We start from the raw sequence: 15,048 nt of genomic DNA, 5'->3' as shown, positions 1-15,048 counted from the left end.
AACATCACGTCACGGGCGCGCGCCGGCCCATGCCGCGGTAGTCCCACCCGGCCTGCGACCAGGCCACGGGGTCGAGGGCGTTGCGCCCGTCGATGATGCGGGGCACGGCGACCAGTGACTTCGCGTGGGTGGGGTCGAGGGCGACGTAGTCGCGCCACGCGGTGAGCAGCATGACCAGGTCCGCCCCCTCGAGCGCCTCGTCGGCGGTGTCGACGATGTGCAGGTCGGGGCGAGCACGGCGTACCGCGTCGGCTCCGGCCGGGTCGGTCGCCACGACGTTGGCGCCGCGCCCCCAGAGCCGGCCGGCGATGTCGAGCGCCGGAGAGTCGCGCACGTCGTCGCTGTCTGGCTTGAAGGTCAGGCCGAGCACGGCCACCTTGAGGCCGACGAGGCGGCCACCGCACATCTGCGCAGCGAGCTCGACGGCATGGTCGCGACGGCGCATGTTGATCGAGTCGACCTCGCGGAGGAAGGTCAGCGACTGGTCGACGCCGAGCTCGCCGGCACGCGCCATGAAGGCGCGGATGTCCTTGGGCAGGCAGCCACCGCCGAAGCCGATGCCGGCCTGGAGGAACTTGGGTCCGATGCGGTCGTCATGGCCGATCGCCTCGGCGAGTCGCGTGACGTCGGCGCCCGTGGCGTCGCACAGCTCGGCCATCGAGTTGATGAACGAGATCTTCGTCGCGAGGAAGCTGTTGGCCGCGACCTTGACGAGCTCGGCCGTCGGGTAGTTGACGAGCAGGCGGGGCGTGCCGGCGTCGATGATCGGACGGTAGACCTCGTCGAGGGCGGCGCGCCCGACCTCGCCACGGTCCTCGTCTTCCGGGAGGCCGTAGACGACACGGTCGGGGCGAGTCGTGTCCGCGACGGCATACCCCTCACGGAGGAACTCCGGGTTCCAGACGACGACGGCGTCGAGACCTGAGTCGGTGAGGCGGTCGGCGATGGACTGTGCGGTGCCGACCGGCACGGTCGACTTGCCGACGACGACCACCGGCCCGGTGTGCGCGCGGGCGTGCTCGACGAGGAAGGCCACGGCGGTGTCGACCTGGCTGAGGTCGGCGGCGTAGCTCCCGCCGCGCTGCGGCGTGCCGACCGCGATGAAGTGCAGCTGCGCCTCCCCGATCGCCGTGGGATCGGTCGTGAACTGGAGGCGCCCCGAGGCGAGTGCTCGCTGCAGCACCTCCTCGAAGCCGGGCTCGTGGAAGGGCGGGATGCCGCGGCCGAGACGGTCGACCTTGGCCGCGTCGATGTCGAGGGCGATCACCTCGTGGCCGAAGTCGGCCATGCACGCTGCGTGCACGGCTCCGAGATAGCCACATCCGATGACCGAGATCTTCACGGTCGGCAGCATAACGATGGTCGCGGAAGGAGCCTGTGCTGCAGGGTCGATAGGGTGTGGGCCATGCGACTGCTCGTCACCGGGGGTGCCGGTTTCATCGGTTCGAACTTCGTCCTGCGCACGCGCGAGACGCGTCCCGACTGGACGCTCACCGTCATCGACTCGATGACGTATGCCGCCAACCGGGCCTCGCTCGCACCCGTGCTCTCCGACCTCGGCGGGGACGGCTCGGTGGAGCTCGTCGAGGGCTCTGTGGCTGATGCCGCGCTCGTCGACCGGCTCGTGGCCGACCACGATGTCGTCGTGCACTTTGCCGCCGAGTCGCACAACGACAACAGCCTCGACAGCCCGTGGCCGTTCGTCGAGAGCAACGTCGTCGGCACCTTCACGATCCTCGAAGCCGTGCGCCGCCACGGCAAGCGCCTCCACCACATCTCGACCGATGAGGTCTACGGAGACCTCGAGCTCGACGACCCCGAGCGCTTCACGGAGTCGACCCCGGTCAACCCCTCCTCTCCCTACTCCGCGACGAAGGCGGGCGCCGACCTGCTCGTGCGGGCGTGGATCCGCTCCTTCGGCATCGAGGCGACCGTCTCGAACTGCTCCAACAACTACGGCCCGCGCCAGCACGTCGAGAAGTTCATCCCGCGCCAGATCACCAACATCCTCGAGGGCACGAAGCCCAAGCTCTACGGGTCCGGCCTCAACGTGCGCGACTGGATCCACGTCGACGACCACAACGACGCCGTCATCGCGATCCTCGAGCAGGGTCGCCTCGGTGAGACCTACCTCATCGGCGCCGACGGCGAGCAGAACAACCTCGAGATCGTCACCCTCCTGCTCGAGCTGCTCGGCAAGCCCGTCGACTGGTTCGACCACGTCAACGACCGCCCCGGCCACGATCTGCGATACGCCATCGACTCGAGCAAGCTGCGCGCCGAGACCGACTGGCGCCCGCGCTACTCCGACATCCGCTCCGGCCTCGAGGCGACGATTGACTGGTACCGCGCCAACGAGGACTGGTGGCGCCAGTCCAAGGTCGACGCCGAGCGCGTCTACGCCCGCCTGGGCCGATGACCGCAGCGGTCGGCGACGGGTCGGCCCTGCCGTCACGTGAGCCCCTGAGGGTGCTCGTGACGGGCGCGGGCGGGATGCTCGCGCACGACCTCGTCCCACGGCTGCGCGCGGCAGGTCACCAGGTCACCGCGATGGGTCGGGCCGATCTGGACGTGACCGACCCGGGTGAGTGCATCGCAGGGGTCGCCGGTCACGACCTCGTCGTCAACGCTGCCGCCCACACCGCCGTCGACGCGGCGGAGACCGAGGAGGCAGCGGCCTTCGCCGTCAACGCGGTCGGGCCGGCCAACCTCGCCCGCGCGTGCGATCACGCCGGCGCCCGGATGGTGCAGATCTCCACCGACTACGTCTTCGACGGCATGGCCACCGAGCCGTATGCCGTCGACCACCCCATCGCCCCGCGCTCGGCCTACGGTCGCACCAAGGCGGCCGGCGAGTGGGCGGTGCAGGCGCTCTGCTCCGACCACTGGATCGTGCGCACCGCCTGGCTCTACGGGCACGGCGGGCCCAACTTCGTCTCGACCATGCTGAGGCTCGCTGCCGAGCGCGACACGTTGAGCGTCGTCGACGACCAGCGCGGTCAGCCGACCTCGACGGTCGACCTCTCCGACCTGCTCCTGCGGCTCGTCGACGGGGATGCCCCTTCAGCGACCTACCACGGCACCTCGTCCGGAGAGACGACCTGGTGCGGCTTCGCCCGGGCGGTCTTCGAGGAGTCGGGGCTGGACCCTGCCCGCGTGCTGCCGACCACGACGGATGCCTTTCCGCGCCCCGCGCCGCGACCCGCCTACAGCGTGCTGTCTCACGACTCCCTCGGGCGCGTCGGCATCGCCCCTGTCCGAGACTGGCGAGCCGGACTCACCGCCCACCTCCTGGCACGCTGACAACGCGACTCAGGGGGCGGGCAGAGGCGAGTCAGTTGTAGTACGTGAAGGTGAACGTGTCGGCCGTGCAGACGGTAGAGCCGCGCGTCACCTGGTAGCCCACGGTCACCGTGACGCCTGGCGAGTTGACGTTCCCGCTGCTGCTGCGCGCCAAGACGACGCTGGCGCTCGAGGAGGTGAAGACGACGGGGTTGGGGAGGGCTCCTGTCAGCACGAACGACCCCCCGGAGACGCTGGTGATCGCGACCGAGTAGGAGCCGCCGGCGTAGGGCGACAGGGTGAGGGCCACCGTCGCAGAGTTCTTCGGCGACGGATTCGTCACGACTCCGGTCACGGTCGGGCAGGTGCCGGGAGAGGCGGCATACGCCGGGGCCACGGAGGCAACGGCGACGACCGGCACGGACCACGCGGCCCCCTTGACCAGACGCCGACGAGAAATGCCCTCGGTGCCAGATTGCGTGTTCACGAATCCCCTTTGTCGCACATGTCGATGAATTTCGGAGAGTAGCAGGCAAAAAGGAATGACGTTGACGCCGAGAAGCACATGAGACGCCCACTGGCTGAGGAAAGTACGGCCCTGTCTCGATCCGTCGGAAACGTGACTCAGGGTGCGGGATATTCGTTGCTTCCCGGCTGGCCGGCAGTCAGCTCCACGACGGAGGACCCGTCCGCCGAGACGCGGTAGACGGAGAAGGCGAGCCGCCCCGGCGCCACCCGGTGCGTCAGCACCGACGCGCTGTCGGGCAGCCACTCCGGCCTGCTCGTGATGCCGCTGTCGCCGAGGAGACGCCGGGCGCCCGAGCCGTCGGCCGCCGCCACGCGGATGTCCCACACCCCGACTCCCGCCCCGCCGAAGGCCGTCAGCCACGCGATGCGGCGACCGTCGGGCGAGACGACCGGGTCGTGGTCGCGCAGGTCGTCGTCGGTCAACCGCGTCTCCGCCGTGCCGTCGCGTCGAACGCGATAGATCTCGTAGTCGCTCTCCGTGCAGATCGCCTGCGCACAGCCGACGAAGACGATCTGCGTCCCGTCAGGCGTGAAGGCCGGGTCGAGGTTGGTCCCGGGCCGGCTCGTCACCGCCCGCGGACGCTGGCCGAGCTGGTCGGTGACGAAGATCTGTGGGCTGAGCCGGCTCCCACCGAAGAGCACGAGCGCCTTGCCGTCGGGCGACCACTCCGCGTGCCCCTGCTGATACCACCCGTCCAGCCCTGCCGGCCGCAGCTGCCGTGCCCCGCTGCCATCGGACCCGACGGCCCAGAGGCTGATCTTCGAGTGGTCGAGGTCGTGGACTCCCTTGGGCGCGCGGTGGAAGAGGATCGTGCGGCGGTCGGGTGAGATGCGCGGCGACCACGAGTCGTATGCCGGGTCGTTCGTCACGCGCTTGGCCGCGCCTCCCGCAAGGGGCATCGTGAAGAGCTCGAAGTTGCCGGTGCGGTCGGAGTCGAAGGCGAACGTCGAAGTCGGGAGGGCACGCGCCACGGGCAGGCCCGTCGGAGGCTTCCAGGAGGTCGGCACCGGCGACACCGCAGGCGAGACGAACTGGGCGACGGCGACCACGCCTGCCACGAGCGCGGCAGCGACTGCGAGCATCACGATGACCCACCTCCTCCTCATGCTGCGTGAAGTCTCGCAGCAGGGGACGGATCGCGCCCGACGACGGAGCCCAGAGCGGCCACGAGCGCCCGCCCCGTGCGCGCCAGGTCGTAGGCGGCGGCACGGCCCAGCCCCGCCTCGACGCAGCGCGCTCGCGCCGCGTCGTCCGTCAGCAGCTGGAGCAGCCCCGCCTCGATCGCGGCGTCGTCGGTGGGGGGCACGAGGACGGCCGCGCCCGAGCAGACCTCGGGGATCGAGGTCACGTCGGATGCCAGCACGGCGGTGCCGCGTGCCATCGCCTCGAGCGGGGGGAGGCCGAAGCCCTCGAACGTCGAGAGGTAGGCGAGCACGTCGGCGTCGCGCATCAGCACCTCGCGCTCGGCGTCGCTGACTCGCTCGAGGAAGACGACGCTCCCCTCCGCCGCACCGTGCGCGGCCTTCTGCTCCGCCGTGCCGCCGAACCACGGGCGGCCGGCGACGACCAGCCGGTGCCCGGCCACCCGGGGGTCGCGCGCCTGCAGCCGCAGGAAGGCCCGGATGAGCCGGGGCACGTTCTTGCGGGGGTGCAGGTTGCCGAGATAGAGCACGTAGGGCGCGGCCACTCCCCTTCCGGTCAGCGCCTCACGCACCTCCGGGTCGGGCACGCCGGGGTCGTCGACCGTCAACGGCACCACGTGCACGCCCGCCGGGTCGAGTGCGTAGGTGGCGACGAGGTCGTCGCGCGAGAAGTCGCTGATCGTCAGCACCACCCCGGCAGAGCGCACCTGGCGTCGCACGAGCTGCTTCAGGCGCAGCCGGGTCGCCCAGGGGTAGGCGCCGTCGAGGTGCTCGAACGACAGGTCCGGCACCATGAGCGCCACCGGGACCTGCGTCGCCAGCGGGGCGTGGGTGTTGGTCACGACGACGTCGGGCCGCAGGTGGCGGCGGCCGAGCTGGGCGAGCCAGAGCGGCAGCACCACGGTGAAGTGCAGCGCCCCCGCCCGCCTCCGGACCCGCTGCACGGACACCCGCTGGTCGCTGGTCACGTCCTCCGGCAGGCGCACGCCCTCGGACGCCAGCACGTGCACCCGGTCGACGGGCGAGCTGCACAGCACCAGGCCGCGCAGCATGCCCGAGACCAGGGTCTCGTCGCCTCCGAGCCCCGAGCCGATCGCCGTGGCGTCGAAGGCGATGATCACGACGCCACCGCCGCCGTCGCGTCGGGGGGCACCGAGGCCTCCGGCGGCACCGACGCCAGGTCGGTGCGCGGTCGCATCCGCATCGTCGTCGACTCCTTGGGCGGCAGCACGAGCATGCGCGCGGGCACGTCCGACGTCACCATCGCGGAGGCCCCGATGACGGAGTGCTCGCCGATCTCGACCGGGCCGAAGATCTTGGCCCCGTCGAGCACCCACACGTCGTCGCCGAGCACCGGGTGCCCGACCCTGCCCCGCTTGCCGCTGCCGCCGATGCGCACGAGCCCCATGAGCCGGCAGCGCGCCCCGATGACGCAGTCGCTCGCGACGCCGACGCCGACCGGGTGCGGCATGACGAAGCCCGGTCCGACGACCGCGCCCGAGGCGAGGTCGGCCCCGAAGAGCACCATGTTGGCGAAGTAGCAGATGCGCGAGAGCGGCCGGATCTTCTTGGCGTGCAAGGAGTTCCCGAGTCGCCACAGGGCCACCGACCAGAAGCCCGGCAGCATCAGCGCGTCGACGATGCCCACCGCGCCGCGGTCTGCGGCCTTGACCTTCGACAGCTCCCGCGCATCCGCTCGCAGGGCTGCGAGCAGAGGTGGGTTCTTCGGCCGAGGCGGTATGCCGTGTGGCTGGCTCATCGGAACGCCGCCGCCCAGCGGGTCATCCAGTCACCGAGCTGGCTGTAGACCTCGCGGTAGTGCGACGGTGCGCTGCTCGACTCGACCCCACGCGCATACTCCTCGACGAAGTGGGCGAACATGTCGGCGTAGTCGCCCGCCTCGACGCGCGCGGCGGCCTCGTCGACGATGTCGTAGAACGGCATCGACATGAGGTGCATCCACTGCTCGAGCACGACGACCCGCTCGAGGCGGGTCTGCTTCGTGTGCCCGACGACCGGACCGCCATAGGCCAGCAGGTCGCCCCGCAGGTCCATCAGGCGCTTCGTGATGTAACCGCCCCAGATGTCGTCGTGGCGGCTCAGCTGCCACCCGTTCACCCAGAGGTCGGGCAGGAAGTAGTAGGCCGGCGTCAGCTCGCGCACGAACGCGGTGTTCATGCCGCAGATCGGGATGTTGCCGAGGGCGATGCGCGACGGGCCGGCGGGCACGCCCGGGTCACCCGGCTCACCGGCATACAGCTTGTCGATGCCGTTGAGGTCGAGGATGCCGTCCCACACGCCGAGGTTGAGCGCGACGCGACCCGACACGGGCTCCGTGCGGGTCTGCGCGAGCGAGGGCGTGCGCCACTCGTAGGGGTAGCCGCGGGCGTAGACGGTGTCGCCGTTGTCGAACGCCTTCGTTATCGGGTTGACCCAGCCGTTGTCGGCCACCGGCCGCACCCCCGGGGCTTGGTCGACCCGGCCGAGGCTGCCCAAGTGGGCGTCCAGCCAGCCCGGGCGGGTCTGGCAGTCGTAGTCGAGGGCGATGATGACGTCGAAGCCCTCCTTCCACGCGATGTAGTGCCCGATGTTGCGGCTCGCCGCGCTCTTGTGGGGCATCGCCCCGTAGTGCGACCCGGCATACGCCTCCTGCGCCGCGTAGTCGACGTAATGCACGTTGTCGCGCGGCGGCGGTGAGAGGTGGCCGTCGCTGTCGTCGCTGACGATGATCGGGATGTCAGGCGGGATGGCGTCGAAGAGCTCCCACGGCGGGTCGTTGGGCATCGGCACGACGACGCAGACGCTGGGGCTGCCCGCGCCCCGGCTCGTCTGGTCGGCCGGGCTCGGCAGGGTCGGTAGGGCTGAGAGGGTCATCGGTCTCTCCTCGGGTGACGGGTGGGACGGGGTGACGGGTGGGACGGGGTGACCGGGGGCGTGGCGGCAGTGCCGGGGAGCCGGCGCCTCACGCGACGCGGCTGGCGCGGACGAGGTCGGGGAACTCGGCCTGGAGGTACTCGGCGAGCGCGACGCGCCACGGGCGCATGGTGTTCATTCCCTGCAGGTCGAGCACGAGGTTGCGCATGATCTCCGACGGCGGGCGCGGCGACGGGAACTCGTCGGCGAAGTGCTCCGACGTGACGGGCACGAGCTCGATGTCGGTGCGTCCCAGCACGTCGAGCAGGTGGGCGGCCACGTCGTAGCGGCTCCCCTCTCCCCCGCACGCCATGTGGTAGGTGCCGTAGACCTTCGAGTCCAGCAGCCCCAGGAGGCAGCTGGAGAAGTCGGGGGCGTAGGTCGGCGTGCCGAGCTTGTCGGTGACGGCGTAGATGGTGTCGGCGCCGTCGCGGACCTGGTCGACGATGCGCGAGACGAACTTGTGGTCCTTCATCCGCCCGCCGCCGACCATCCAGCCCGCACGGATGATGAAGTGCTGCGGCACCGTCGCCGCCACGAGCAGCTCGCCCTCGTGCTTCGACGCCCCGTAGGTGTTGATCGGGTTGGGCCGGTCGAACTCCGTGTAGGCCGTGGCCTTCTGACCGTCGAAGACACCAGCGGTGCTGATGTAGACGATCGGGATGCCAGCCGAGCGAGCCTGCTGCGCAACGTACTTCGTCGCCACCGTGTTGGTGAGGTAGGCGTGGTCGGGGTCGGCGTCGCTGACCTCGAGCGAGGTCTCGGCGGCGAGGTGCAGCACGATGTCGGGCTGCTCCGCAGCCATCGTGTGCCGCACCTGGCCGCGGTCGCGCACGTCGAGGTGACCGAGGGTGGGGCCGGTCGGGCCCCACGGCTGCGGGTCGGTGAGGTCGATGTCGGTGGCGACGACGCCGTGCCCGGCGCGCATCAGGGCGGGAACGAGCGCGCTGCCGAGCATGCCGGCCGAGCCGGTCGCGAGGATCCTCATGGGGTGCTGCCTTCCTTGGGACGGGACACGGTGGTGGCTTCTGGTGCGGCGTCGTGGCCGGACACGGGCCGGGAGAGCGTGATGACGGCCATCCGCGACACGCGGCGGGCGCCCGGGACGCGCGCGAGGATGCGCCGGTCCCACCTCTCCAGGCGGTGCCAGGCGGGGTCGGAGAGCTCGACGAAGTTCTGCAGCCGGCAGAGCACCTGGTAGGGCGTCCACTCGACGACCTCGAAGTGCCGACGCATGATGGCGAAGTCATCCGTGCCGAGCGAGCGCTCGTCGGGACTGTGGGTGTGCATCGGGAAGCGCCGCGTCACGAGCGAGCTGTTGCGCACGCCGCGCACCCACTCGGGCAGCAGCAGGATCGGCTCGCAGAAGACGGCGCTCGCGCCAGGTGCGAGCAGCTCGCCGATGCGGTGCAGGGCCAGGTCGCGCTCGAAGTGGTGCACGACGTTGTTGCCGATGATCCCGTCGAAGCGGAGGTCGCCCAGCCCCTCGTCAGCGGGGACGAAGTGCTCGATCGGACGGCATACGAAGGTGGTGCGGTCGGCGACGCCACTCGCCTCGGCCCGGCGACGTGCCACGTCGAGGATACCGGGCGAGACGTCGATGCCGACGACCTCGGCTCCCTGGTGCGCCAGCCAGACCGCGAGCGAGCCGCCTCCGGCGCCCACCTCGAGGATGCGCCTGCCGGCCAACGGTCCGAGGCGGCCGATCGCGTCGGTGAGGAAGTCGACGTGCTCGCGGTTGGCGAAGGGGATGCGGTCGGCCGGCACGACGTAGTCGGGGTCGGTCCACGTCGACCGGATCTCCTCGGCCATCCGGTCGTAGGTCTCCGCCTCGTGCGCGTGGCGCTGCTCGAGCGTCAGCGGCCCCGACCCGTGGTCGTGATGGTCGTGGTGGTCGTGTGCGTCGTGGTCAGGCATCGATCCCCTCCAGGGCGAGTCGTAGGTGAGTCGTGGTGGCGCTCAGGCGAGCCCGGGCTCCGGGTCGACCGACGAGCGAGGCTGCGGCGAGCACTCCGGCCCGGGTGCCGAAGCCGACGGCCTCGAGTGCCCGCAGCCGATGGCCGGCTGCCCGGCCGTGGTGCCGGACGTACCACCGGTTGAGCGACCGCAGGGCCTCGGGCGACGCCCGCCCGGTGACCTTCTTGGTCGAGGCGCCCATGAAGTGGGTTGCGGTCGTGTCGGCGGCGTAGACGACGTGCCAGCCTCCGGCGCCGAGTCGCTGACAGAGGTCGACGTCGTCCATGTAGACGAAGATCGCGTCGTCGAAGGCACCGACCTCGTCGATCGCGTCACGCCGCAGCAGCATCACGGCGCTCGACACCCACTCGGGCCGGAAAGCCTCACCCACGTCGTCCCCGAGGTAGAGCCCGGAGCGGCCGAAGCGCGTCGGGGCCACCCGGTCGAGACCGCAGAGGTAGGTCGCCATCGACGAGAGCCGCGGCAGGCGACCCGCGGTCCAGCGCTGCCAGCTGCCGTCGCCGTAGACGAGACGGGGACCGGCGACGCCGACCCGGTCGTCGGCCTCCAGGTGGCGCGCGAGGGCCGCGATGCCGTCGGGTGCGAGACGGGCATCGGTGTTGACGAGAAGCAGCAGCGGCGCGTCCGTCGTCTCGATGGCCTGGTTGTTGGCCCGGCAGAAGCCGACGTTGTCGGCGTTGGCGATGACCCGGACGCCGGGCCAGCGCGCCCGCAGGTGCTCGACCGACCCGTCGCTCGAGGCGTTGTCGACGACAACGACGTCGTTGCGCCAGCCCGTCGGCGTGGCCGCCTCGATGCTGGCAAGGCAGTCGTCGAGCAGGTCGACGGTGTTCCAGTTGACGACGACCGTCGCGAGGTGGCTGGGCCGGTCATGGGTCCGATCACCCGCTCGAGACGCTGCAACTGACTCCCCCATGGCCCTCACCTCCAGTCCAGTCCGAAGACGTTGCGCAGCGGGTCGGGCTGCAGCACCCGAGGACGCGACGGCGACGACCACGTGCCCGAGGGGCCCGGCTCCGCGGCATACACCCCGAGGGTGTTGCCGGTGCGTGCGAGGAAGAGGACGCGGTCACCCTCCGGCGCCACGAGCGGGCTCCACCCCCGGTCGATGCCGCGGCTCAGCACCGTGGCCTGTCCGGTGCCCTTGTCGCCCAAGGGTGCCCGCACGACAGTGCCGCCAGTGCCGTCGCCGCCGCTCACCCACACGAGTGAGCGACCGTCCGGTGACCAGTCCGGCATGCCCGCCGGCGTCGTCCCGGTGACGAGATCGGCCACCCGCCCACCCGTGCCGACGTCCATCGTGTGCACCGACCGGAGGCTCCCCTCCGTCCATGTGAACGCGAGGCGCCGGCCGTCGGCAGTCAATGCCGGCTCGGCGTCGTCGGTGGGCACCGCGCCTGCCGTGCCGTTGGTGAGGTTGAGCACCGCGCCGGTGCGCAGGTCGAGGCGCAGGAGGAACGACTCACCTGTCAGAGTCGAGGTGTTGCGCACGATGACCGCACTGCCGTCAGGGGTCATCACCGGCTGCGAGTTGCCCCGCAGGTCGCCGGGGGCGAGCCCGTCGCGCCAGTCCTCGGTCCACGCGTCGGTCAGCTGCCGCACCGTGCCGTCGGGGCGCCGCAGGAAGACCTGCTGGCGGGCCTCGTCGCCGGGCAGCTCCGACAGCCGGGCGAGTCGCTGGGTCGTGGCGACGGGGTCGATGTCGTCGAAGGTCAGGTGGGCCCGTCGGGTCTGCCCGGACGGGGCCGCCGGGTGCGGCGCCCTGGCCGCGCCGACCGGCACCTCGGCGGTGAAGACGATGGTCGACCGGTCCGGCCCCCAGCGCGCCTCGAGGGGCTCCAGACCGGCCGGCAGCGGGATCTCGAGCTGGTGCATGAGGTCGGCCGACGCGCCCACGAGGTAGCGGGTGCCGTCGGGCCGCGCGGTGACGAGCAGCAGTCGCGAGTCGCGCACCTGCGTGCCGATGCTGGACGTGTCGGTGCTGAGAGCGCCGCGCTGCGGCCAGTCGTACCAGTCGATCGCGAGTGCTCTGCTCGAGATGATGGCGCCCTCCGACGACCCGTCGAGCGCGATGCGGCAGATGCACGTGTGGGCGACGTCGAGCGCGCCGACGAAGGTGATCGACTGTCCGTCGGGGCTGAAGCGCGGCACGAAGCCCGACATGTCCTTGGGGGTGCACGGGTCGAGCGGCGTGCGGGTCGTGCAGTTCTCGCCCGCGGTGTAGACCCGCTCGGGCCCGCCTGCGGTCGGCCGCACGACGACGTTCCAGTCGCTCGGCTTGACGTCGGTGAAGTCGATCCTGCCTCCGCTGGACGGGTTGCCCTCGCCGCGGTAGGACGCGATGACGACCTGGCTGCCGTCGGCCGAGAGCCCCGGGTCGGTGTTGAACCAGCGGTCGTTCGTGATGCGGCGGCGGTCGGTGCCGTCGGTGCGCATCTGCGTGACCGAGGCCTTGCTCTTGCCCTCGGTCCAGATGAAGGTGATGACCGAGCCAGCCGCGAGGTAGGGGTCGGAGTCGAAGCCACCCACCGGCACGCTCACGGCCGAGACGTTGCGGCTCTCACCCGTGACGAGGTCGAGCCGGAAGGTCGCGACCTGCGGGAACCACGGTGCCTGTGCGGTGAAGAGGACGTAGCGGCCGTTGGGCTCGACGATCGGCTGGCCGACGCGATACTCGAACGACTGCACCACACGGGCCCCGGACCCGTCGGGGTTCATCAGCGCGATCGTCTCGGGCGAGCCGGGCGGGCCCGTGCGCACCGTGAAGACGATCTTCGTGTTGCCGAAGGCCCAGCGCGGCCAGTTGTAGGCCTTGCCGTCGGCGGGGGTGATCCGCCGGATGCCAGTGCCGTCGAGGCTCGCCGTGAAGATCCCCTGCACCCCCGTGGCGCGCTCGAGCGCGGAGAAGACGAGGCCGGGTGGGGTGGCCGCGACCGTGCTCATCGCCGGGGCCGACGGCGCTCCCTCGGCGGCGCCACCGGGCTGGGCGGGCATGAGCCCGGCGAGCACGAGGCCCGCGATGGGCAGGGCGAGCAGCGCGCGTGACGCGACCGAGGCACCGCGGCGAGGACGGCTGGGACCCGCGGCAGGCTGGGACGCTCGCGGCGGCATACCTCGGCCGTTGCCGTGGTCGTGGTGCGTGCCGTATGCCGCGTCGCCGGCTCCGCGACCGCGCGCGCCCCGCAGGGCGGGCCAGTCCGCACCCGACAACCGCGTGCCGGCCACCGCGAGGCCGGCGAGCAACCAGTAGAGCGCGAGCGGGATGTCCTGTCGCAGTGAGAAACCGAGCAGCTCCTCGATCATGAGGAAGGCCATCGCGGCGGCGACGCCGATGCCGAGGGGACGCAGCAGCGGGTCGGCGCTGCGACCGAGACGGATGGCGATGTCGTAGTTGGCGACCCCCACGACCACGAGCCCGATGAGGCCGATGAGGCCGGCCTCGGCGAGGGTGAGCAGGTAGAGGTTGTGCACCGGGTGCCCGAAGAAGATGACGGGGTTCTGCTCGTAGCGGGGCAGGACGAGCTCGTAGTTGCCCAGGCCGACGCCGAGGATCGGGTGGTCGGCGATCATGTGGCCCGCGATGTCGTTCATCTGCAGGCGCGAGTCGACCTCGGTCCAGAAGTGCCCGGTGCCGAAGTTGTCGGCGAGCTTCTTGCTGATGACGGGGAAGGCGACGACGACCCCTGCCACCGTGACGAGCGCGCCGACGCGGACGGCACTCCAGGGGATGGCGCCCACCCGGATGCCGTGGATCACGAGCACCGCCGAGACGGCGAGCACCGCGACGAAGGAGGCGCGGGTCTGTGACACCCACATGCAGGCGAGGCAGGCGAGGAAGGCGGCGCCGGCGGTGATCCGGATGAGCGACCGACGGCGGTGGATGGCGAAGGCGAGCGCCACCATGGCGACGGCGCCGAGCGCTGCGGCCATGAAGACCGGGTGGATGATCGTGCCGAAGGGGCGTCCGATCGCCTGGGCGTCGGTCGTGCGCTCCCCGAGGGACTGGGGCACCCCGAGGAAGGAGAGCCCGAGCACGCCCCCGGTGCGCCACTGGAGCATGACGACGACGAGCTCGACGGCGACGAAGACGGTCAGTCCGGCGAGCACGGCCCAGATGTGACGCACGGTGCGGATGCGCACGGCGACGTAGACGAAGAGCAGGAACATCCAGCCCATCCGCACGAGCTCCGACGCGGCGTGGCCGATGCTCGGGGCGGACAGCAGGCTCGGGAGGAGCAGCAGCACGCCCAGCAGCGGGAACCAGATGATCGGCTGGCGGAAGGCCGCCCGCACGTCGGCGACGAGCGTCCCCTCGCGGGCCCACAGCCCGTAGAGGAGCAGCAGCAGCACGTCGAAGGTCGTGACGTAGATGGAGATCGCCCCACCCGACTGCTCGACGTCCTGTGGCGTGAAGGACTTGTGCAGCACGAAGGTGAGGGAGCAGACGGCGACGAAGGTGACGAAGACGGTCTTGTCGCGCACGAGCACGAGCAGTGCCACGACGAGGACCGCGCCGGCCGCGGCGAGCAGGCCCTTGGTGCCGAGGGTCGCGAGGACCCAGGCGACACCGGCGCCCGCAGCCGCGACGAGCAGCGTCGCCAGGAGACCCACGCCGGATGAGGTGGTTGTGGGCGTCGGGAACTGGGCACTCGACTGAGCGGTGGCCCGACCCACAGTCGAGTGCCCACTTTCCGACACCCCCGACGAGGTTTGGGGCGTGGAGAACTGGGCACTCGACTGAGGGGTGGCCCGACTCGAGGTCGAGTGCCCACTTTCGGACACCATCTCGCGCTCGTCGGCCACGCAGCCGCGGGCCAGGTCCACGACGAGGGGCCAGAGCACGAGCGCCGCGAGCCCGAGGACGAGCAGGGCGACGACCGCTCCGATCGCCTTGCCGCCCTGGGTGGCCACGGCCCACGCGACGGCCGCCGACCCCACCGCCGCGACCGCCGCGACGGCGACGCCCGAGGTGGCCGAGGCGGCCTTGGCGTCCCGACGGGTGCGGGGAGGGCGGGAGCCGCCCCGGCCGGACCACAGGCGCGCGATCCGGTCGGTGACGGGTCCCTTCAGGTCGTCACGCAGCAGACGCACGACGACACCGACGACGATGACGGCGAGCACGGCATACAGCCCCGTCATGCCGAGCTGGGCGAGCACGAGTGCAGCGAGGGCCACGAGCAGTCCCACGATGACGGCCGACACGGG

The 15,048-nt window shown here is 71.3% G+C and carries 12 protein-coding genes; 2 read left to right on the top strand and 10 right to left on the bottom strand.

What is annotated here, in order from left to right:
* Positions 1–4: 4 nt before the first annotated feature.
* On the bottom strand, positions 5–1,342 hold the full coding sequence (locus LG278_RS06980) for a UDP-glucose dehydrogenase family protein (RefSeq protein WP_404392277.1): 1,338 nt from the start codon (positions 1,340–1,342) through the stop codon (positions 5–7).
* Between the two features lie 63 nt (positions 1,343–1,405).
* On the opposite strand from LG278_RS06980, the gene rfbB reads away from it, so the two are divergent.
* Together rfbB and rfbD are read left to right on the top strand one after the other, a co-directional pair.
* Positions 1,406–2,419, top strand: coding sequence for a dTDP-glucose 4,6-dehydratase (rfbB, locus tag LG278_RS06975; RefSeq protein WP_404392275.1), 1,014 nt, complete (start codon positions 1,406–1,408; stop codon positions 2,417–2,419).
* The gene (gene rfbD, locus LG278_RS06970) at positions 2,416–3,303 is read left to right on the top strand and encodes a dTDP-4-dehydrorhamnose reductase (protein ID WP_404392273.1); all 888 of its coding nucleotides are present in this window, start codon (positions 2,416–2,418) and stop codon (positions 3,301–3,303) included. The genes rfbB and rfbD overlap by 4 nt, the downstream gene beginning before the upstream one ends.
* A 31-nt stretch (positions 3,304–3,334) precedes the next feature.
* Here the strand turns inward: rfbD and LG278_RS06965 are convergent, their stop codons facing one another.
* The 9 genes from LG278_RS06965 to LG278_RS06925 form a co-directional block, all read right to left on the bottom strand.
* Complete coding sequence (locus LG278_RS06965) at positions 3,335–3,769, bottom strand: hypothetical protein (protein WP_404392271.1); 435 nt, start codon at positions 3,767–3,769, stop codon at positions 3,335–3,337.
* A 137-nt stretch (positions 3,770–3,906) separates the two neighbouring features.
* On the bottom strand, positions 3,907–4,896 hold the full coding sequence (locus tag LG278_RS06960) for a TolB family protein (protein ID WP_404392269.1): 990 nt from the start codon (positions 4,894–4,896) through the stop codon (positions 3,907–3,909).
* Between the two features lie 17 nt (positions 4,897–4,913).
* Positions 4,914–6,074, bottom strand: coding sequence for a glycosyltransferase family 4 protein (locus tag LG278_RS06955; RefSeq protein WP_404392267.1), 1,161 nt, complete (start codon positions 6,072–6,074; stop codon positions 4,914–4,916).
* Complete coding sequence (locus tag LG278_RS06950; protein WP_404392265.1) at positions 6,071–6,712, bottom strand: serine O-acetyltransferase; 642 nt, start codon at positions 6,710–6,712, stop codon at positions 6,071–6,073. The genes LG278_RS06955 and LG278_RS06950 overlap by 4 nt, the downstream gene beginning before the upstream one ends.
* On the bottom strand, positions 6,709–7,827 hold the full coding sequence (locus LG278_RS06945) for a hypothetical protein (protein WP_404392263.1): 1,119 nt from the start codon (positions 7,825–7,827) through the stop codon (positions 6,709–6,711). The genes LG278_RS06950 and LG278_RS06945 overlap by 4 nt, the downstream gene beginning before the upstream one ends.
* 88 nt (positions 7,828–7,915) lie before the next feature.
* On the bottom strand, positions 7,916–8,854 hold the full coding sequence (locus LG278_RS06940) for an SDR family oxidoreductase (protein WP_404392261.1): 939 nt from the start codon (positions 8,852–8,854) through the stop codon (positions 7,916–7,918).
* Positions 8,851–9,783 carry a class I SAM-dependent methyltransferase gene (locus tag LG278_RS06935; protein WP_404392259.1) on the bottom strand — a complete coding sequence of 311 codons (933 nt, stop codon included), beginning with the start codon at positions 9,781–9,783 and terminating at the stop codon, positions 8,851–8,853. Before LG278_RS06935 ends, LG278_RS06940 begins: the two co-directional genes overlap by 4 nt.
* Positions 9,776–10,759 (bottom strand): glycosyltransferase family 2 protein, encoded by a 984-nt coding sequence (locus LG278_RS06930; RefSeq protein ID WP_404392257.1) that lies wholly within the window; start codon positions 10,757–10,759, stop codon positions 9,776–9,778. The genes LG278_RS06935 and LG278_RS06930 overlap by 8 nt, the downstream gene beginning before the upstream one ends.
* 5 nt (positions 10,760–10,764) lie before the next feature.
* Positions 10,765–15,045 (bottom strand): O-antigen ligase family protein, encoded by a 4,281-nt coding sequence (locus tag LG278_RS06925; RefSeq protein WP_404392255.1) that lies wholly within the window; start codon positions 15,043–15,045, stop codon positions 10,765–10,767.
* Positions 15,046–15,048: the final 3 nt, after the last annotated feature.

This window comes from Humibacillus xanthopallidus, from assembly GCF_044793955.1.
Classification (GTDB): domain Bacteria; phylum Actinomycetota; class Actinomycetes; order Actinomycetales; family Dermatophilaceae; genus Humibacillus; species Humibacillus xanthopallidus_C.
This window is presented reverse-complemented; position numbering and strand designations above follow the sequence as displayed.